The sequence below is a fragment of the Pseudomonas wuhanensis genome (assembly GCF_030687395.1).
Lineage (GTDB): Bacteria > Pseudomonadota > Gammaproteobacteria > Pseudomonadales > Pseudomonadaceae > Aquipseudomonas > Aquipseudomonas wuhanensis.
Genome location: NZ_CP117430.1, coordinates 3984478 through 4004743 on the forward strand (window position 1 = coordinate 3984478; position 20266 = coordinate 4004743).

At 60.5% G+C, this 20266-nt stretch carries 18 protein-coding genes; 17 read left to right on the plus strand and 1 reads right to left on the minus strand.

What is annotated here, in order from left to right; genetic code table 11:
- Positions 1–35: 35 nt before the first annotated feature.
- On the minus strand, positions 36–1733 hold the full coding sequence (locus PSH88_RS18225; RefSeq protein WP_305421893.1) for a sulfatase-like hydrolase/transferase: 1698 nt from the start codon (positions 1731–1733) through the stop codon (positions 36–38).
- A gap of 388 nt (positions 1734–2121) precedes the next feature.
- On the opposite strand from PSH88_RS18225, the gene PSH88_RS18230 reads away from it, so the two are divergent.
- The 17 genes from PSH88_RS18230 to PSH88_RS18310 are packed head-to-tail and all read left to right on the plus strand — an operon-like array spanning position 2122 to position 20220.
- Entirely contained in the window at positions 2122–3474 is a 1353-nt protein-coding gene (locus PSH88_RS18230) for a UDP-glucose dehydrogenase family protein (protein ID WP_305421894.1), read from the plus strand.
- Entirely contained in the window at positions 3471–4529 is a 1059-nt protein-coding gene (locus tag PSH88_RS18235) for an NAD-dependent epimerase (RefSeq protein WP_305421895.1), read from the plus strand. Before PSH88_RS18230 ends, PSH88_RS18235 begins: the two co-directional genes overlap by 4 nt.
- Positions 4526–5272, plus strand: a complete 747-nt coding sequence (locus tag PSH88_RS18240; protein ID WP_305421896.1) for a sugar transferase — start codon at positions 4526–4528, stop codon at positions 5270–5272. Before PSH88_RS18235 ends, PSH88_RS18240 begins: the two co-directional genes overlap by 4 nt.
- Positions 5273–5917, plus strand: a complete 645-nt coding sequence (locus PSH88_RS18245; RefSeq protein WP_305421898.1) for a CpsD/CapB family tyrosine-protein kinase — start codon at positions 5273–5275, stop codon at positions 5915–5917.
- Between the two features lie 24 nt (positions 5918–5941).
- Positions 5942–6964 (plus strand): polysaccharide biosynthesis/export family protein, encoded by a 1023-nt coding sequence (locus PSH88_RS18250; protein ID WP_205887798.1) that lies wholly within the window; start codon positions 5942–5944, stop codon positions 6962–6964.
- 17 nt (positions 6965–6981) lie between these two features.
- The gene (locus PSH88_RS18255) at positions 6982–8577 is read left to right on the plus strand and encodes a GumC family protein (protein ID WP_305421900.1); all 1596 of its coding nucleotides are present in this window, start codon (positions 6982–6984) and stop codon (positions 8575–8577) included.
- Between the two features lie 32 nt (positions 8578–8609).
- On the plus strand, positions 8610–9665 hold the full coding sequence (locus PSH88_RS18260) for a glycosyltransferase family 4 protein (RefSeq protein ID WP_370694708.1): 1056 nt from the start codon (positions 8610–8612) through the stop codon (positions 9663–9665).
- Positions 9662–11029: an O-antigen ligase family protein gene (locus PSH88_RS18265; protein WP_305421903.1), complete on the plus strand. Its 1368-nt coding sequence runs from the start codon at positions 9662–9664 to the stop codon at positions 11027–11029. The genes PSH88_RS18260 and PSH88_RS18265 overlap by 4 nt, the downstream gene beginning before the upstream one ends.
- A complete protein-coding gene (locus PSH88_RS18270) occupies positions 11026–11994 on the plus strand; it encodes a glycosyltransferase family 2 protein (protein ID WP_305421905.1) in 969 nt (322 codons plus the stop codon). Before PSH88_RS18265 ends, PSH88_RS18270 begins: the two co-directional genes overlap by 4 nt.
- A complete protein-coding gene (locus tag PSH88_RS18275) occupies positions 11987–13123 on the plus strand; it encodes a glycosyltransferase (protein ID WP_305483311.1) in 1137 nt (378 codons plus the stop codon). Before PSH88_RS18270 ends, PSH88_RS18275 begins: the two co-directional genes overlap by 8 nt.
- A gap of 12 nt (positions 13124–13135) precedes the next feature.
- Entirely contained in the window at positions 13136–14137 is a 1002-nt protein-coding gene (locus tag PSH88_RS18280) for a polysaccharide deacetylase family protein (protein ID WP_305421907.1), read from the plus strand.
- On the plus strand, positions 14134–15438 hold the full coding sequence (locus PSH88_RS18285; RefSeq protein ID WP_305421908.1) for a lipopolysaccharide biosynthesis protein: 1305 nt from the start codon (positions 14134–14136) through the stop codon (positions 15436–15438). The genes PSH88_RS18280 and PSH88_RS18285 overlap by 4 nt, the downstream gene beginning before the upstream one ends.
- The gene (locus PSH88_RS18290) at positions 15435–17354 is read left to right on the plus strand and encodes a hypothetical protein (RefSeq protein WP_305421909.1); all 1920 of its coding nucleotides are present in this window, start codon (positions 15435–15437) and stop codon (positions 17352–17354) included. The genes PSH88_RS18285 and PSH88_RS18290 overlap by 4 nt, the downstream gene beginning before the upstream one ends.
- Positions 17351–17476, plus strand: a complete 126-nt coding sequence (locus tag PSH88_RS18295) for a hypothetical protein (protein WP_305421910.1) — start codon at positions 17351–17353, stop codon at positions 17474–17476. The genes PSH88_RS18290 and PSH88_RS18295 overlap by 4 nt, the downstream gene beginning before the upstream one ends.
- 4 nt (positions 17477–17480) lie before the next feature.
- Positions 17481–18695, plus strand: a complete 1215-nt coding sequence (locus tag PSH88_RS18300) for a GNAT family N-acetyltransferase (protein ID WP_305421911.1) — start codon at positions 17481–17483, stop codon at positions 18693–18695.
- Positions 18667–19473 carry a ChbG/HpnK family deacetylase gene (locus tag PSH88_RS18305; protein ID WP_305421912.1) on the plus strand — a complete coding sequence of 269 codons (807 nt, stop codon included), beginning with the start codon at positions 18667–18669 and terminating at the stop codon, positions 19471–19473. The genes PSH88_RS18300 and PSH88_RS18305 overlap by 29 nt, the downstream gene beginning before the upstream one ends.
- A gap of 57 nt (positions 19474–19530) precedes the next feature.
- Positions 19531–20220, plus strand: coding sequence for an N-acetyltransferase (locus PSH88_RS18310; RefSeq protein WP_305421914.1), 690 nt, complete (start codon positions 19531–19533; stop codon positions 20218–20220).
- The last annotated feature ends 46 nt before the right edge of the window (positions 20221–20266 follow it).

Genomic DNA, 20266 nt, shown 5'->3' on the forward strand with positions numbered 1-20266 from the left:
GCTCGCGAAGGGGCCGGCTCAGCCAACAAACAACCTCACTGCCCCACCGCCACACTCGGCACCACCCGCCCCGGCGTCACAATGCGGTTCAGGTCAATATGCTTCCACTCAGGCTTGGCCCCCAACCGCGCATTGAACCGATAGTTAAACGTGAAATCGTCCACCGTCGGCACACTCAACGGTTTGCCATACACCGCCTCAATCCCCGCCAAGTCATAACCCATCACCTGCAGCAACGTCGGGAAGATGTTGTAGTGACTGGAGCGATCCTTGTTGGCCGGCAATTGCGCCTGCCAGTCCAAAGTCTTCAAACCGCTGCCCGAAATCACCACCAGGGGCACCAAGCCCTCCTCCTCCACCGGATCACCACCGCAGTGAGTATTGAGCCCCGGGTTACCGCGCTCGTGCAGATCCTGCCCGTGGTCCGAGGTGTAAATCAGCAGCGCACGGCTCAAATCCGCCTGAGCGAAAACCCGTGCGAAGAACTCGCCGACATTCCACAGCACGGTATTTTTGTAGGCGTTGCGGTACAGCAACCAATCATCCAGCTGACCGTTGAAACCATCGCGCGTGCCCGTGTCCGCCACCTCGACAAACTGCCCTCGGGGCAATGTCGGGCGGTAGGCCATAAACGCATCCGGGTATTTATCATGCACCGGAAAATGCGCGCCGAGCTTGTTGATCACCACCAGCTCCGGTTTACCGTCGTTGAGCAGATCGATCAGCTTGGCCGCCGCGGCCATGTCGCGGTCGCGCACGCTGGTCTGGTCGAATTGCACGAACTCGTCGATGTCCTTTTTCTCGGCAGCGTTCATCAGGTTCTGCAAGTTGCCACCGGTGCGTTGGGAGTCGATATAAACGGTGCGCAGCCCGGCCTTTTTTGCGTACTGCCAGATCGACGGCAACGTGCTGTTGATCCGCATGTAGTCACCGCGGGTGCCACCGTAGCGCAGGGTGACATTGGTGTCGGCACTGCAATTGGCAATGGACGCCGCGTAGCCGTAATTGAAAATGTCCACGCCTGGGCGCGGTTCCTTGAGGTTGCTGTGCACACCGAACGGCGTGTTGATGTCCAGGTAGTTGCCGGAAATGCTCTCGTCGATGATCAGCACGATGTCGTGCCCCACCGGCTGATCGATACGCGCCAGTTTCACCGGTTCGCGCGGGCCGACGGTGTTGTGCAGCGCTTCATAGGTAAACAGATTCAAATAGGCCAACGGTGTGTACATGATCGGTAAGCCACGGGCGCCCTCACCGGCCCGCACAAACAGCACGGCACTGAGCATCAGCACCCCGAGCACTGGCGCCGCCACCAGCAGTGCACCGGGTAATGGCGTCCGTCGACGCGGCTTAAGCCCGATACCGAACAGCAGCAATAAACCACTGACCGTCCCGCTGATGATTGCATCGCGGTACTGGTACGCCGCCTCTTGAATAAACCCACCGGAATACACCAGCGACACAAAACTGCTGTAGGTCATGTAACCGGCAGTCACTTGCGTATAGACGTCGAAGAACACCGCCGAGCCAAACATCGCCAACGCGAACACATGACGGATTAGCGTCTGTCGGATGTACGCGGTCATGAACAGCGCGATCGCCAGCACCACGAACATCCCGCCGTACAGCAGCATCGGGAATCCGATGCCCAGCGCATCGAGACGAGCGAGGTAATAGTCGTAGCTTTTGAGTAAATACAGAACCAGCAACAGGTCCTTGAAGTATCGGATCATGGTGCTTGCAGTACCTCCGTGGCAGTCATTAGCCAATGAAAGCCAATGATTGTCATACATTTTCTGACACTAGCACCGAGCCATGAAAGCGCAAGAAATGCCGGTTTTTTGCCAAAAGCGTCAAAAAAATACTGCCTCAAATCTGACACGCTAAATTGCCTGTAACCCTTGTAATACAAGCCTTTCGACCGTTTATCGCTTTCTTAAAAGCCCTCTAAACCGCGACAAATCCAGCCACGGCAAGCACTTGATAGCAAATAGCCCGTGAAATCGGGGTTTTCAGCCCGCGCTACCCGTCATTTTGCTGACACGCTTTCCCACCACTGGGCTATACCCCTTTTGACAGTCTCATTTCAGTTACATCCACCGTTTTACGAGGCACGCCAATATGGACGTGAGCGTATTTGGTACGGGTTACGTCGGTCTGATACAAGCTGCGGCATTGGCCGATGTCGGACATCGTGTGCTGTGCGTCGACATTGATCCCAACAAGATCAAGCAACTGCAACAAGCCGTGCCCCCGATCAGCGAACCGGGACTGTCCAGCACACTGGAAGACAACATCAAGGCCGGTCGCCTGCTCTTCTCCACCCAGGCCAGTGACGCGGTCGAACACGCCGAGCTGATTTTCATCGCGGTGGGTACACCCGCCGAAGAAGACGGTTCCGCCGACCTCAGCCATGTGCTGAATGTCGCTCGGCAAATCGCCAGTTTCATGGAGTCCGATCGCACCCTGATCATCAAGTCCACCGTGCCGGTGGGCACCGCTGACCAGGTGGCGAATGCCGCCTGCGAGGAACTGCAACGCCGTGGCAAGGAGGCGTTGAACGTGCGGGTGGTGTCCAACCCGGAGTTTCTCAAGGAAGGCAGCGCCCTGGCCGATTGCATGCGCCCGGACCGGATCATCGTCGGCACCAATGACGAAGAAGCGCGCAACCAATTGAGCGAACTCTATGCACCGTTCTGCCGCAACCGCGAAAAGCTCATGTTCATGGACAACCGCAGCGCCGAGCTGACCAAGTACGCCGCTAACGCGATGCTCGCTACCCGCATCAGTTTCATGAACGAACTGGCCAATCTCACCGAGTTGCTGGGGGCCGACATCGAAGCGGTGCGCAAAGGCATCGGCTCGGACCCGCGCATCGGTTACCACTTCATCTACCCCGGCTGTGGCTTCGGCGGCTCGTGCTTTCCCAAAGACCTGCGTGCCCTGTTGTACACCGCCGAACACAACGGCATGCCATTGCGTCTGCTGCGCAGCGTCACCGAAGTGAACGACAGTCAGCGGCACATTCTGTTCAGCAAACTGCAGGCGCTATTTCCCGATGGCCTGGTCGGCAAATCCATCGCGATTTGGGGCCTGGCCTTCAAACCCAATACCGACGACATGCGCGAAGCCCCCAGTCGCTATCTGATGGAGGCGCTGTGGGCCGAAGGTGCGAGCGTGCAGGCTTACGATCCGGAAGCCATGGCTGAGTGCCGGCGCATTTACGGCTACCGCAATGACCTGCACCTGTGCGCCACTCGCGACGACACCCTGGAAGATGCCGACGCGCTGGTGATCTGCACCGAGTGGAAGAATTTCCGTGTGGTCGATTTCGACCTGCTGGCGAGCAAACTGCGCGCGCGGGTGATCGTCGACGGGCGCAATCTTTACAACCCGGAGCACGTGGCGGCGGCCGGTTTGCACTACAGCGGCATCGGGCTTCGGCACATCGCTCCCGAGGCGCCACGGCCATGAAGATACTCGTCACCGGAGCAGCCGGTTTCATTGGAGCCCATTGCATGTTGCGGCTGTTGCGCGACGGGCATCAGGTGTGCGGCCTGGACAATTTCAACGACTTCTACGACCCGCAGCTCAAGCACGACCGCGTGGATTGGGTGTGCAAGCAAGTCGGCGATTTCCCGCTCGCCAAAGTCGACGTGGCCGACGCCACGGCGCTCGAAGCCCTGTTTGTTCGTGAGCAACCGGAGGTAGTGATTCACCTCGCGGCTCAGGCCGGGGTGCGTTACTCCCTGGAGAATCCCCGGGCCTACCTCGACAGCAATCTGAGCGGGTTCCTGAACATCCTCGAAAGCTGCCGCCACCACCCGGTCAAGCACTTGATCTATGCCTCGTCCAGTTCGGTGTACGGCGCCAACCAGCACACGCCTTACTCGGTCAAGGACTGCGTCGACCATCCGTTGTCGCTGTACGCCGCGACCAAAAAAGCCAATGAGCTGATGGCCCACAGCTATAGCCATCTGTTCGGCATTCCCTGCACCGGTTTGCGTTTTTTCACGGTGTACGGGCCTTGGGGCCGGCCAGACATGTCGCCGATCCAGTTCGCCCGGGCGATTGCCGAAGGTCAGCCGCTGAAGCTGTTCAACTACGGCCAGCATCAACGTGATTTCACCTACATCGACGACATCATCGAGAGCATCGCCCGTCTGATCGAACGCGCGCCCCAAGCGGCACCGGACTGGAATCGCGAACAACCGGACCCGGCCAGCAGCATGGCGCCGTGGCGCATTTACAACATTGGCGGACAACAACCGGTGGAGCTCAAGGACTACCTGGCGCTGCTGGAAAAACACCTCGGACAAAAAGCCCTCGTCGAGTTGCTGCCCCTGCAACCGGGCGACGTGCTCAACACCTGCGCCGATGCCAGTGATCTGGCCCAGGCCACCGGTTTCCAGCCACGGATCGAGCTGGATGAAGGACTCGGACGATTCATCGCCTGGTTCCGTGACTACTACCCACTGCGCAACGCCCACTCGCCACTCGCGTCCGGGCCTCAGCGGAGGACTCTATGACTGGACATGAAAAAGGCGTGTTGCTCAATCACATGCAGCGTGACAAACGCCTGGACCCCGAACACCGAATGCGCCTGGACACGGCGATCCACATGCAGGGTCGCGGCTGGCTGACCGGTCGCGATGGCGGTCGGCCCTGGACCCTGTCGCGAACCAACCGGGTGGTTGCATGCCTTGGCGCGCTGGTGATTTTGCTGTTGATCTCCCCTGTGCTGCTGGGCCTGGCGCTGGTAATCAAGTTCAGCAGCCCGGGGCCGGTCATGTTCGTGCAGAAACGCACCGGCTACCGCGGCCGCCTGTTCGGTATGTACAAGTTCCGCACCATGGTGGCCAACGCCGAGGAGCTCAAGGAGTCCCTGCGCCACCTCAACAAGCACGGTGCCGACGCCATCGATTTCAAGATCGACGACGACCCGCGGATTACCCCCATCGGTAGCTTCCTGCGGCGCAGCAGCCTCGATGAATTGCCCAACCTGATCAATGTAGTCAGCGGCGACATGCGCTTGGTAGGTCCGCGACCGACCTCGTTCAACGCCTATCGCTACAAGGACAACCACCTTGCACGTCTGAGCATCTACCCCGGCATGACTGGCCTGTGGCAGATATCAGGACGCAGCAATATCGACTTCGACCAGCGCGTTGAGTTGGACCTCAGCTATATCGCCGAGCAGAGCCTTTTGCTTGATCTGAAGATCCTGTTGAAAACCCCCTTCAAAGTATTCAGCGGCCACGGAGCGAGTTAAATGGACGGTTCATCGAATAAAAGCCTGACCATCGCCAGCCCGAGCGAGTCCAATCTGACCTCGACCGTGCTCGACCTGGATCTGCGGATCCTCTTCCTGACCGCTGCCAATGCAGGCGCCGGCACCACCACCAGCGCCCTGGCGCTGGCCAGCCAACTGGCATCAATGAGCAGCGGCCAAGTGCTGTTGGTGGACGCCAGCCAGTCGGAGGGCAACCTCACGCAACAGCTGGGGCTGACCAAAGAACGCGGCTTTCGCGACCTGCTGTTCAACACCTCGCCGCCGCTGCTGCAGGACTGCCTGGTGAACGTCTCCAGCCTGCCCTTCCACATCATGCCGAACGGGCGGCACATCCGCGGCGCCGAGCGCCTGACGACTGAACAGCTGGCCCCGTTGCTCAACCAACTGGGCGATCGGTATCGCTTCGTGGTGATCGACGGGGACGCGGTGTATTCGGCCGCCGACACCCTGGTCATCAGCACCTTGGTGGACGGCGTGATCATGGTGGTGCGCGCCGAAGACACGCGCTGGGAAGTGGCCCAGGCCGCGGTCCAGCGCCTGACCCAGGCCGGCGCAAAACTGGTGGGCAGCGTCTTCAACCGGCGCAAGTACTACATGCCCAAATGGCTTTACAAAAACCTGTAAGCAACCGCAGAAAAGGATGACGCCATGAACGCCAAAATGCTTGTCCTGCTGTTGCTGCCGCTTGCAGGCTGCTCCAGCACCAGTGAAACCCAGAACATGCCGGTGCAGATTCTCACGGCCGAGCCGGCCAACGCCCAGGCCACCGACATGCCCAGGGTCGAACAGACCCTGCGACCCAAAGACGTGCTGGATGTGATCTTCCACATCAGCACCAGCGGTTCGCAGGCTTATCGGATTCAACCCGGTGACCAGGTCGCCCTGAACTTCACCGCGGCCAGCCAGCTCAACGGCACGCAACTGGTACTGCCCGATGGCACCATCGAACTGCCGGGGGCCAACACCGCGGTGAAAATCGGCGGGTTGACGTCGGTCCAAGCCCGGGAGGAAATCCAGCGCGTCTATAACCGCAAAGCCCTGTTCCAGCCCAATCGCAACCAGCTGACCGTGCTGGTCACCAGCCCGCTGAGCAACGAGCAGAACCTCAGGAGCACCCTGAACCACCCCGCTACCGGCATGAGCCGGGAGATCACCGTGGGCAACGACGGCTACGCCAGTTTCCCGGAAATCGGCTCCGTGCCGCTGCAAGGCATGACGGTCAACCAACTGGAAACTTTCCTCAACCAACGCTACGCGCAATTGCCCGGGAGGATGACGGTCGACGTGATGCTCAAATCCACCTCGGGCAATGAAATCTATGTGCTGGGTGAAGTCGCGCAACCGGGTTCCTACCCGATTCGCCGGCCCGTCTCGGTGCTTGAAGCGTTGACCCTGGCCCGTGGCACCAGCGTCAAGGCGCGACTCGATTCGGTGGTGATCATGCGCCGCAACGGCAACCAGGTGCAGGCCGTGCACTACGACGTGGAGAAAGCCTTGTCCGGTGACGCGTCGCAGATTGCTTACCTGCAACCGGAAGACATGCTCTACGTGCCCAAGACCAAACTGGCCAGCGCCGGTGAACTCGCGCGGCAACTGGCGGACGTGGTGTTGTTCCAGGGGGTGGGCTTCACCTTTGGCTACCGCGTCGACAACAAAGACAGCAACAACTAACTCTCAGGTGACCGACCATGAACCCAAAGGAAAACTACCTGCATGAGTTCTTCAGGATCTTCTTCGCCAATAAGCAGTTGGTGAAGCGAGTCTTCCTGGTCTTTGCAGTGATTGCCCTGGTCCTGCCGATGATGCTCAAACAGAGCTTCGATATCACCGCGCAGGTGATCGTGCAATCCAAAAAACTCTCCCAGGGAGACGCCACCACGTCCCTGACCCAAGGCGATGCCTCGTTCATTCCGCCGTCACTGGCCGACATGGAAACCGAGAGCAATATCCTGCGCTCGCCGGCCCTGATCCGTCAGACCATCAGCGACCTGCTGGCCAAAGGTGAGTACACGCCCCCTCTCGGGGCCTTTAGCACACTGGTGACCGAACCGATCCAGCGTTTGGTGACCAACCCCTTGCGTGAATACGTGATCAATCCGGTGCGTGATGCGTTCGGGCTTGACACCGATCCCGTGCGCGATACCGACCTGGATGTCTTCACCCAGCAGGCCTCCGAAAACCTGAAAATCGAAACCATGCCGGGTTCCAACGTCATCTCCGTTACCTACAGCTTTGGCGATCCGGCTCAAGGCACCCGGTTTGTCGCGGCGCTGCTGCAAAACTACCTGGTCAACCGTCAGGAACTGCAATCGATCGAGCTGCCTCAGAGTTTCTACGAAACCAAGAAGAAGCAATATCAGGTGCGTCTCGATGGCCTGGAAGGCACGAGGCTGACATTGCTTGAAGGGGTGGGGTCGTCCGATCCGAAGGAAGAAATCACCTTCCGTCTCAACGCCATCAACACCGAGGAACAGGCCCTGAACCTGTATCAGGATCGCCTGTTGCAAAGCCAGCGTTGGCTCGACTACCTGAAAACCGCCCTGACGGCCGCCACCAATACGTCCCGGCTCAGCGATTACACCTTCCCCTACACCTTCACCACCACGGTGGACAACATTGCCTTCGAAGACCGCGAGATCAGACAGCTCGGTGAGCAACTGACCACTCAGGTCAGCCGCTACATGAACGACCTGGCGATCTTCCAGCCGGGCAGTGAACCGATGCTGTTGACCCGCGAGCAGATTTCCCGCACCCGCCAGCAGTTCCTGAAAATCGTCAGCAACCGGATTCAGGAGCGCACCAACGACCTGGCGATTGTCACCTCGGTGATCAAGCAGAAAACCGCGCGCATCGCCGACTTCAAGGACCGCATCCATCAGTTGCAAGTGGCTCAAAGCAAGTTGCAGCAGATGGACACCGAGATCAATGCCTTGCACGCGGCGTTCTCCACCTACGCCCAGCGCTTTGCTGAAAGCAGCTCCGCCGGTTTGCTGAACAACGATATGTCCAACGCTCGGGTACTCAGCCCGCCGTACGAACCGACCGATGCAGCATTCCCCAAACCGATACTGATCATTCCGTTCGGGATGCTGACCGGTCTGCTGCTGGCGATTGCTTTCGTCTACGTGCGTGAGTTCTTCGATCACCGCTTCAAACACCCAGCGCAAATCACCCATGAACTGGGCTTGCCAGTGTTGTTGGTGCTCAACGAGCAAGACGTCTTGCCGAACAACCCGCACAAGAACTGGACCGTGCCTAGCTTCATGCATTGGGTGCGCCATTGAACGGGCCGCTCAGCGCCAGCGCTCTGCCGATCATGCATTTGATCAGCAGCGGCGGCTTCTATGGGGCTGAGCGGATGCTGCTGGACCATTGCCTGGCGACGCCGGGCCAGCACCAGGTGCTGTTTCTCGATGCGCCGCCCGCGCTGATCGCGCGGTTTCGCGGAGCCGGGGTCGACTGCCGCGGCTGTGCGGGATTGAGGGAATTGCTGCGTCATTTACGTCAGCGGCAGGCTGAACAGCCGCTGATCAACACGCACAATTTCAAAGGTTTGTTGTTTGGCTGGGTAGGCGCCACGTTGCTGGATTTGCCGTTGGTGATTACTCAACACGGTTTCACACCGCGCAGTCGCAAGCAACGCTTCTACGGCTGGCTGAGCCTGCAACTGTGCCGCACGGCCTCGGTGCATCGGGTGGTTTGCGTGGCCGAAAGCATCGCCGTGCTGCACCGCAAGGCCAGTGTCCGGACGGAGAAACTGCAAGTGATTCCCAATGGTCTGCCAACGGCTAGCGACCTGTTGCCCCACCCAGCCAAACACCTGCGTTGGCTGGCGGGCTATGTCGGTCGACTGAGCAATGAAAAAGGCCCGGACCTGTTTCTCGATGCCCTGATTCCGCTCTGTCAGCAACACCCGCAACTGGACGCCGTGATGCTCGGCGACGGTCCAGAACGGGAAACCCTGCTGGCGCGGATTGCCGCTGCCGGCTTGCACAAACGCATCACCTTGCCGGGTTATCAGACCGACATGAAGCGATGGTGGCAGCAACTCGATGCGCTGGTGATCAGCTCGCGCACCGAGGGCACGCCGATGATTTTGCTGGAGGCGATGCAAGCCGGGGTGCCAGTGGTGGCGTTCAGCGTCGGGGGAATTCCCGATGTACTGGAGGACCGGCACAACGGCCTGCTGGCGACACCCACCGACAGCGACGCCCTCGCCCGACAGATCGACACGCTGCGGAATGAGCCGGTACTGGCTCGCAAACTGATCGACAACGCAAAACGTACGCAACTGGACCGTTACGACCTGAAGGCTTTGGCCGAACGCTGGTCGCAGCTTTATATCCGTACTGCACGGGAGGCACGCGCGTGATCTTTCCGCTCTCGATCGTCAGTCTGCTCGCCCTGGTCTGCCTTGGTTTGCTGGCCAGCCCTTATCCGTATCTGGCGCCGGGCGCCGTGCTGGGCATGGTAGCTGTCGGTGTGCTCTACCGAAAACCCGCCTGGGGTTTGTTGGGCATCGCGGCGCTGGTGCCGTTCGAAGGTTTCTTCAAGGGCAGTGCGCTGTCGGGCACCAAGTTCATCGGGGCGTCACTGGCACTGATCCTGATGTTGCAACTGGCCATTCACCAGATTCCGTCCGAACGCCTGCGCTGCAACATCTGGCGCTACCTGATCTGGTTCATGGTGTTGTACCTGTTGAGCATGATCAATACCGACAACCTGGACATGTCCCAGAGTCATCTGCGGGATCTGAGTGTCGGCCTGGTTCTGTTTGTGATCACCTTGCTGATCGGCCGTGAATTGAACCTCGAGATGTTCGCCCGGCTGGTGACCCTCAGCGTCAGCGCGACCTGCGCGCTGGCCATGTTTTCCATCAAGTATCAGGACCAGGGCCGCGCCGCCGGGTTGCTGGAAGATCCGAACTCGTTTGCCCTGCTGATCGCCTTCGCCGTGCCATTGGCTCTGCTGCTGGTGATCCGCAGCCCGAACCTGTTGCACCGATTGTTCTGGGGCGGCTGCTGCATTTTGCTGCTGGGCGGCATGACCAAAACCGATTCCCGTTCCGGGCTGGTGGTGCTTTTTCTCAGCTTGATGATCGGCGCCTGGCACTACCGCGCGCAGTTGCCACGCATCCGTCCGCGCCACTTGGGTTTTGCCATGCTTGGCCTGGCAATCGTGATTCCGCTGGCGATTTATTCAATGCCGGCCGGTTACATCGCGCGCATCCAGTCCTTGAGCATTTTGAAGGCCGGGGCCAAGAGCCAGGACGAATCCCTCGGCCGCCGCACGTCGTACATCCTGGTCGGCAGCCAGATCATCCAAGAGCACCCGTTACTCGGTTCCGGCCCCGGCACCTTCCCGCTGCACTACGCCACCACCGGTTACTCCAAGGTGTTTTCCGCCAACCGCAAGCCTGGCGACCTGTACCGCCGCGCTCACAACACTTACCTGGAGATCTTCAGCGAAGTGGGGATTCCCGCCGGGCTGTTGTTCGTCGGCATGCTGGGCCTTGGCATATATAACCTCGTCCGCGCTCGACATGCCTGGATGCTGCGACGCGACTGGGAACAGGCTGACATGATCACGCACCTGGGCATCAGCTATCTGTCGCTGATGCTGTTTTTGATGTTCCTCAGCGCACCGAATCACAAGTACCTGTGGATCATCCTCGCCCTGACTTTCGTGTTGCGCCTCAAGGCTGAAGAACGTCCGCCGACGGAGGCCAGGGCATGAGCCGCATCAGCCTCGTCATCCCGATGTACAACGAAGCCCGACACATCGGGCGTACGTTGCTCGCTGCGAAAAAAGCGGCCGAGGCTGCCGGGCTGGAATGCGAGTTGATCGTGGTCGATAACGGTTCCAAGGATCAAGGGCCGCACATTGCGCGGCAAATGGGCGCGCAGGTGCTGGTTCTGCCGGGCCTGCTGATCGGGGCGCTGCGCAATCGCGGCGCCGCCGTTGCCACAGGCGAATGGCTGGCCTTCATTGATGCCGACATCGAAGTGCCCGAGGACTGGCTCACGCTGTTGTTGAGCATCCAATCCGCAGTTCAGGTCGACGTCCTGGGACTGGACCTGCACACCCCGGCCGAAGCCCCGTGGTTTGCCAATGCCTGGCAACGCCGCACGTTGCGCCCGAACGATGAAACGGTGAAAACAGTGCGATGGCTGCCCAGTTCCAACCTATTGATGCGTCGTCCATGGTTCGACAAGGTCGGCGGTTTCAACGAAAACCTGCGCACCGGCGAAGACAAAGATTTCACCATGCGCCTTTCTCACTCTGGCGCACGCCTGCTGTCCGTCAACCAGAGCGTTGCCCTGCATTGGGGTTACGAAAGCAGTTGGCGCGAATGGATGGGCAAGGAGTTCTGGCGTCAGGGAAGTCACCTGCAATTACTGCGCAGCCACGGCATGAGCCTGCGTTTACTGCGCTTCCCGATGCTGTCGATCATCGCCTGGGTGTTGGATTTCATGGCGCTGTCCGCCCTGCTCAACGGTTCCCCCCTATTGGCGCTATTCATGTTGTTCATCACCAGCCTGCCAGCGCTCGCCCAGAGCCTGCGCCAGAGCCTGATACACCACGACCTTCGTCTGATGCTGCAACTCTGGGGCCTGCATTGGGTGCGTCTGCACCTGGCTGGCGCGGCGCTCATCCTGAGCCTGTGTCACTGGAATGCCAGGAGACCCGCCCGTGGCTGAATTCATTTTCTGGCTGTGCCTGCTATTGCCGGTGTATGCCTGGCTCGGTTACCCACTGCTGCTGACACTGATCGCGCCGTTGTTCCGTGCGCGGCGTCATGCGCCAGCCCCCCCCATGAATGTCAGCATCATCATCGCCGCGCACAACGAGGCCCAGTACATCGAAAAGAAGTTGCGCACCCTGCTCGCCCAGGATTATCAGGCGCGCTCGCTACACATCATTCTGGCCAGCGACGGTTCCACCGACGACACCGTAGCCTGTGCCCACAAGGTCATCGACCCACGCATCAGCGTGCTCGACCTGCCCCGTCAGGGCAAGGCAGCCACCTTGAATGCCGGCGTCGCCCTGAGCACGGGCGAGATTCTGGTGTTCACCGATGCCGACAACCAATGGTCGACCGACACCCTCGGCCAGTTGCTCGCGCCCCTGGCCGATCCAGAGGTCGGGGCTTGTGCCGGGTACATGCTGATCCCGGTGCCGGGCAAGGGCCTGAGCCTGGGCGACAGCCTTTATCGGCACTACGAAGGCTGGTTGCGCAAGGTGGAAAATCGCACCGGCTGCATGGTCTCCGCCGACGGCGCCCTGCTCGCCCTGCGCCGCGAGTTGTTCCAGCACGTGCCGGCGGAGGTCAACGACGACTTCTTTATCAGCACCTGCGCGCCGGTGGCGTTCAAACGCATCGTCTATGTACCCGAAGCACAAGTGAGCGACCAGGGCGTCGACGAAATCGTCAAGCAATGGCGTCGGCGCCAGCGCGTCACCGTCGGCGGCCTGCAAAGCCTGGCCCAGCGCCGGGAGCTGCTGAACCCTTGGAAGTATGGCCTGTATGCAATTGCACTGATCAGCCACAAGCTGATTCGACGCCTGGCACCGATCCTGTTGCTGCCGTTGCTGCTGAGCAATCTCTGGCTGTGGAATGTACATGACCTCTACCGCCTGAGCCTGATCGCGCAACTGCTCGGTTACGCGATGGCCATCGTCGGCCTGCTGGATGTGCAACACCGTTTACCCAAACCCTTTCGCCTCGCCGCGTTTGTTCTGGTGACCCTTGCCGGGATGAGTATCGGTCTGTGGCAGTTCTTGCGCGGCCAGCGGTACGCGCAATGGAACCCCGAGCAAAATCGTTGAAAGGACCGCGCCATGGCGATCAAACAATTATTAAAACGCACCAGTGGCTGGCTCTATCTCAACTCGCCAGTAGGCCGCCACCAACTGCACGGCGCCGGGGTGATCCTGATGCTGCACCGGGTGCTGGCCAATGACCGCGCCGCCGACCTGCCCCATCGCAATGAACTGTGCGTCGGGCCGAAAGCATTCGAGCATTTGTTCGCCTGGTTGAAAAAAAACTTCGAATGTGTGCCGCTGATGGAGATCTTGCAACCCGGCTCTATCAGAACCGATCGGCCAAAAATCGCGCTGACCTTCGACGACGGCTGGCGCGACAACGCGCTGAATGCCTTCCCGTTGCTGAAAAAGCATCAGATGCCGGCGAGCATTTTTCTCTCCACCGATTTCATCGGCAGCCGGCAACGCTTCTGGTGGGAAAGCCTGGGAGAAACCCTGTGGCACAGCCACGGTGAAAAAGCCCGGACGCATTTGATTGAATGCCTGCAACAGCTTGGGCGACCGTTGCCGGTGCTGCTTGATGATCTGGATGTGCAGCGCCGTAGCCTGGCGCTTTTACATTTTCTGCAAAGTCTGAAAACCTTGCCTGCGGGCGAACTGAACCGGCTCACCGATCACTGCCCGGAGGAGTCGTTACCCCAGGCGTTGGACTGGCATCAGGTACGCGCGCTGGAAGCCAGCGGGTTGATCCGCTTCGGCCCCCATGGCGCCAGCCACGCGATTCTCACCGACCTTGACGATCAACGTCTGGATGAGGAACTGAGCCGCAGCCGCAATGCCCTGCTGAACGGTTGCAACCGGCCACTGCCGGTCTACTGCTACCCCAATGGCAACCATGATGCGCGGGTGCGCGAACACGTGGCCGACCACGACTTCCCGTTTGCCCTGGGCACCGCCGCCGGGATTTATCGTGGTATCAGCGATCCATTGGCCTTGCCGCGAATCGGCATCAGCCAGCGTACGGCGCGCAATCCGGAGTTGCTGTCCTGGCGCATCTGCCGCGGAGCCCGGCCATGAGTCGCAATCGCTATCTCAAACACCTGGCCCTGAGCATGGGCACCAAACTGGCGATGATCGGCCTGCGGCTGCTGCGCAACGTATTGCTGGCGCGGATTCTGGGGCCCAGCGAGCGTGGTTTGTTTGCGTTGCTCAGTACCCTGCCCGATTTGATCAGCGCCGCCACCAGTGGCGGGCTGAATTCGGCGGTGGGGTATCAGGCGGCCAAGCAACGGCCCATGGGTCTGCTGCTGAGCCAGGTGCTGGTGTTCGGTTGCCTGCTGGCGGGTTTGCTGACCTTACTGGTGGTGGCGCTGGTGCGCGAGTTCGGCGGTGAACTCGACATCACCACGCAACTGGGATTGCTCGCCTGGCTGTTGCTGCTGGCGGTGCCGCTGACCGTGCTCAAGAGCGGCCTGTTGACCTTGCATAATGCGTCGGGCGGTGTGGTCGCGTTCAATGTCTTGCGGCTGGTGGAATCCCTGGCGCCCCTGCTGTTGTTTCTGGCCTTGTTCTGGATGTGGAAAGACGCTGCGCTGGAAGCGGCGCTGATCAGTTGGCTGGCTGGCATCAGCCTGGTGGTGCTGGCCGGTTGGTTCTGGCTCAGGCGCGCTCAACCCTTGCAACTGCAATGGGACCGCGCCAGCCAGAATGAACTGTGGCGCTACAGCACTCGCAGCCATCCGGACCTGCTGTTCCAGCAAGTGATTCTGCGCTCCGACTTCCTGTTCATCGGCGCCCTGCTCGGCAGCACGGCGTTGGGGCATTACGCCATGGCCAGCGCCGCCGCCGAGTTGCTGCTGATCGTCCCGGAAGCGGTGACCACGCCGCTGATGAAACGCCTGCTGCAACAGGACGAAGGCATGGATCGCCTGACGCCGCTGGCCCTGCGCCTGACCGCCACGGTGATGCTCGGCGCCTGCCTGACCATGGCGGTGATCGGTGAATGGCTGATCGTCACGCTGTTCGGCATTGCCTATCAGCCGGCTTACCCGGCGTTGCTGGCGCTGCTGCCGGGGCTGCTCGGTCTTTGCTATGCGAGTATCCTGCGCCTGGACTTGCTGGGCAAAAATCGCCCCGGCACGATTTCGCTGTTGATGGGCCTCGGCGCGTTGCTGAACCTGGCCCTGAACCTGTTGCTGATCCCGATTTACGGCATTGTCGGCGCTGCGACGGCATCGTCCATCGCCTACCTGGCGGTCACCCTCGCGCTGCTGGTGATGTATTGCCGGTTGAGCGGCGTACCGGCCTGGCAAACCCTGATCATCCTGCCCAGCGATGTGGCCCCGATGCTGCAGATGCTGCAACGGAAATCGGCATGAAACGCCTCATGCTGCTGTTGAGCCTGGGCCTCGGTTTGAGCGCCCAGGCGGCACCCATGCGCTGGGCTGATATTCGCGACGGCAGCCTGTACCTGCAAACGGATCGTCCCGACACGCTGACTGTTCGCTGGGTGCCGGCGTGGCAGGCCGATGCCAATGAAGAACGCCTGTACTTGCTCGACGGCAACGGCAACCTGAAGGGCGAACGTCTGATCTCCGCCAGTGAAACCCGAGGCAAGCAGAGCTGGCCACTGGCACCGAATGCCGCCAGTTATCGACTGGAAATTCCAGGCTACAGCTTCCGTCGCTACACGATCGAACATGACGAACACACCGTGGCATTGTTCGCCCCGGCCAAGGTGCATTTCAGCGCCGAAACCCGCGGCGGTGATGAATTGTATTTCAAGGTCGCACCGGGGGAACACGCAGTACTGGCCGGCAAATTTCACGGCGGGATCAACGCCCTGCAAGCCCAGCGCGTGAGCGACAACAAACAGCTGTCCCTGGCGCTGAAACCCCATCGCGCCTATTGGCAGTTCGATCAGGTGGCATTGCCCGTCACCCAGGACGAACAGGTCTGGCGCCTGCGCCTGCAAGGCAGCGGCAAGGTCGCGTTCTGGCTCGATGGCACGGCGAACCTGTTTGCCCAAAAACCGCAGCAACTCAAACCGCTGCGCGAGAACGACGGCCAGACCCGCTTGACCCTGCACAAAGAGATGCTCGGCCCCACCCCGAACCTCGGCATTTATTTGCCCTACGTGCTGCCCCCTCAATCCAGTTTCGCAGCGCTCGACGCCCTCAAGCCTCAGGCGGGCACCTATTACAGTTTCGTTGACGTCACCGCGCAAAATCCGCACCACGAAGATGCGTTCCGCCAGCTCTATCAGAACCGCTTCGGCATCTCGCAGGACCTCACGCTGTTAGCCGGTAGCCAGCGTCAGGCGGATTTGCGGGCCGACACCCAAAGCAACGCCGGCCTCGATGCCTGGCTTGCCGCCACTCGCGCCCTCGGCGGTACCGGCACGCATTACATCGCGTTCGCCGACGAGCCGAACCTCAATTACCCGAGCTACGCCGACTACCAGGCGATCTTCAACAGCATGGCCCGGCAAGTGCGCAGCGACCCGGCCAACGCCAAGGCCGGTGTGCGCATCGCCATGCCCGCCACTTCGCGCTTCGTTAATGGCCCGTTCGCCGACAACGCCGTCGACAAGCGCGGCATCGATTGGGCGCGACGCCTGCTGGCCGAATCCGGAGAGCAAATCGACGCCCTCGCCTGGCACGAATGGATGATTCGCGACCTGCTGGCGACTCGGGTCTACCGCGACAGCGTGCGCCGTGCCGCCGAGCTGGTGGGCCTCGATACCAAGGGCCGGCCACGCAAGGCCTTGCTGCTGGATCAGACCAATCTGTCCAGCGGCTCAAGCCTGAGCCCCTACGATCAAGAAACCCATTTTGCTTCGCTATGGTGGACCTCGGTGGTCATCAACTCGGCCCAGGACGGGTTGCTGGACATGCTCAACTGGTTCCAGGCCGCCGATGAACCGACTTACCCCAAGGGCATGGTGCGGGTGCTGGGCGGCGATCGCTTCGAACTCAAGCCGGTGGGCCTGGCCCAGCAATTCATCCAGCAGCACTGGCTGAAAAACGTCATGCGCCTGGACAACGACGCCTTCGAAGTCGATGTGTTGGCCATGGCCACCGAACGCCAGCGCAGCCTGTTAGGGGTCAACAAAGGGGTGCGCTTGCAGCGTGTCGATCTGGGCGGGGCGACGTGCCCGCTAGCCAAGGGAACGCTGGTGTACTTCGGTGCCGACAGCCGCAGCCGTAGCGCTCAATTCAACTGTCACGACGGTCGCGTCAGCTTCGACCTGCCGGGCGAAACCCTGTTCGCCTTGAGCTGGAGCGCCTCATGAACGCCGTCAACCTGCATCACCACGACCGGTCCCAGTCAGAAGGCAATGACATGAATGCCTTGGGGAGATTGTGCCAGCTGCACAAACCGTCCCGTTCACCTGTTCCAGAGGCGGTGGGCTGAACCTATGGTGGCACGATTCGAATGGCGCACGTCGTTGTGCGCCCCGGACTTTCCGACAGCCGCTTATGAGGGGTTGTGCGGGCGCGTGACGGACCATACGCCGTTCAACACCCTCGCCTGGCTGCGCGCATCGGAACAGGCACTGACGGCCAAGGAACACTTGCACGTTCTGCTCGGCTGGCAAGGCGATGAATTAGCCTTGTGCCTGCCGCTGGTGGCGTCCGTGGAGCGCTTTGGAAAGCTGCCATTTCGGGTCTTGCGTCACCTCGGTTATCCCCTCACCGATCGCTTGGCCCTGCTCACCTGCCTCGATGCCGACAGCATGCGCAAGGCACTGGTGATCATCCGCCGTCACTTGCCCCATGCGATGCTGCAACTCAATGAATTATCCGAACCCATCGGTGAAGAAAGCGCGCTGACCGCATGGATGGCCCACAGCTCGACCGGCGAGCGCCGCCTCAGTTGCCGGGTGCCGGTGCATTTGATCAGTGAGGCCGACCGCCAGGAAGTCTCCGGCGACCCGCGCTACAAACTGCGCCGGGCGCGTAAACGCATTTTGGCCTATGGCGCTCAGGTCCGACGCGTAACCCCTGACGCGGCCACCATCGGGCCTTTATTGCAAGCCCTCGGCGAAGTCGAAGCGCAGAGTTGGAAAGGCGTCGAAGGCGTGGGGATTTTCACCAGTGATCGCAGTCGGCAATGGATCAAGCAGGCCTTTACCGCCCTCGCCGAACAGGGACTGCTGCGGGTGGTGATGCTGGAAGTGGACGGGCGCTGCATCAGCTACCGGCTCGGCTTGCTGGAAGAGGGCCGGCTGTACGACTACAACCTGGCGTTCCTGCCGCGATACGCCGATATGGGCAGCGGTCGTGTGCTGCTCGAAGAATGGATTCGCTGGGGCCTGGACGACAATTGGCACTGGATCGACGCTTCGCGGGTCAGCCTGATGAACTCCAGCCATCAACTCCAGGAGCGCATGACCGGGCAACTGGAGCACTGGCGCTGGAGCTTCTACTCCTGGCGCCCCAGCGGCCTCGCCCTGGGGCTGACCATGCGACTCTGGCATCAATTCAAGCCTTGGTTGAAAAAGTGGCGGGCCTGGCGTGCAGCGATGCTGCCTGTTGCTGAACCCACCCCTGCACCCGCCGACAAAGGCCCTACGCCCACCGAAAAAACCATGGAGGACAAACATGCCTCGCCAAGTCATAGTCAACGCTGACGATTTCGGCCTCAGCTTGAGCGAGAACGCGGTGATCCTCGGCGCCTTCCAGGCCGGGGTCATCAGCTCCGCCACCGCCATGGCCAACATGCCAGCGTTCGAGGAGGCCTGCGTCCTGGCCCGGCAGCCGTTGCTTCAAGGGCGAATCGGATTGCACTTCAACCTCACCTATGGTCGGCCGTTGAGCCCGTCGATTCTCACGCGTTCGACGTTCTGTGACAGCCAGGGCATGTTCGACCTCGACCTGCCCCGCCACAGTCTCTGGCTCAACCGCCTGGATCGCGACGCGGTGCTGGAAGAACTCGAAGCCCAATGGCAACGCTGCCTGGACAACGGCCTGCGCCCCAGCCACATCGATTCCCATCAGCACGTGCACAACATCTGGCCCATCGGCGAAGTCGTCGCGCGTTTTGCCGCCCGCCAAGGGGTGCCCGTGCGACTGGCGCGCCATTTGGGAAATAACCTGAGTGTGCCCAAGCGGGTGTTCAAGACGCTGTTCAATCATCGATTGAGCCACCTTGCCGGCGCAACCGCCCAGTACGTATGCACCCCGGTAGACCTGCGCAACGTGGCGATGCCGATCGACGGCCTATTGGAGATAGTTGTCCATCCGACCCATATCGGGGCCGATTTTGGCGATATCTATTTAAACCCCGGAGAGTCGCTGGCTAACATTCTGGAGAAGCGTCTTCCGGGCATTCCGAGAGTGTCCTATGCCGTTGTGCCAAGGACGCTCAAAGACGCGTACTCGATTGAGCTACGCCCGTTGCAACCTTGATTTATCGCTATCGAAAACCTTATCCACCACACCCTGGCTTCAGCCTCGGAGGACTTCATGAGCGCCATCGCCAAGCTTCGCGAACGTATCAAACAAAAAGGCCTGCTCCACACGCTCCAGACGCTCTGGAAACGCTACGTGTACTTCCATCGAGAGCTGTTATGGCTGGGGCGCGATCTGGTTACCCCGGTGGCACCGCACAATCTGCGGCCCTATACGGGCTTGCACCTGGAAACCATCACCCCGGAAAACGCCAAGGCGTTCACCAAGTATTATGGCAACCGCGTCAAGGCCATGGCCGAAATCGCCGCCGAGGGTCACACCGGGCACATGTATGTGGACGAGCAAGGTGATGCCATCGGATTCATTTGGGGCAGCAAGGGGGACTACTTTGACCGGCACTATTACGGCTGCTGGTTCCGGGTCAATCCCGGTGAATTTTTCGAATTCGGTGGAGAAATGATCCCTCAATACTTCGGTTCCAACCTGTCCGTGGACGCCCAGTTCAATCTCTGGAATGCGATGCGGGCAAAAGGCTACAACAAGATCGTCGACGTCTGCGATACCCGCAACATCCAGGCCATGAAAATGCACATCCGCATGGACTACCAGGAGCAAGGGCGCATCACCCACGTCTACGACCTGTTCGGCCGCTGGCGCTTCTTCCGCGAAACCTACTACAACGGCTCGCGGCTGACGGCGCTGCGCAAACCCGCGCAATCGGCAGTGACTGCGGCGCAGGCGTGATTTTGATTGGAGGTCGCGATTGTCGTTGTTTGATGGAGGACTGTGT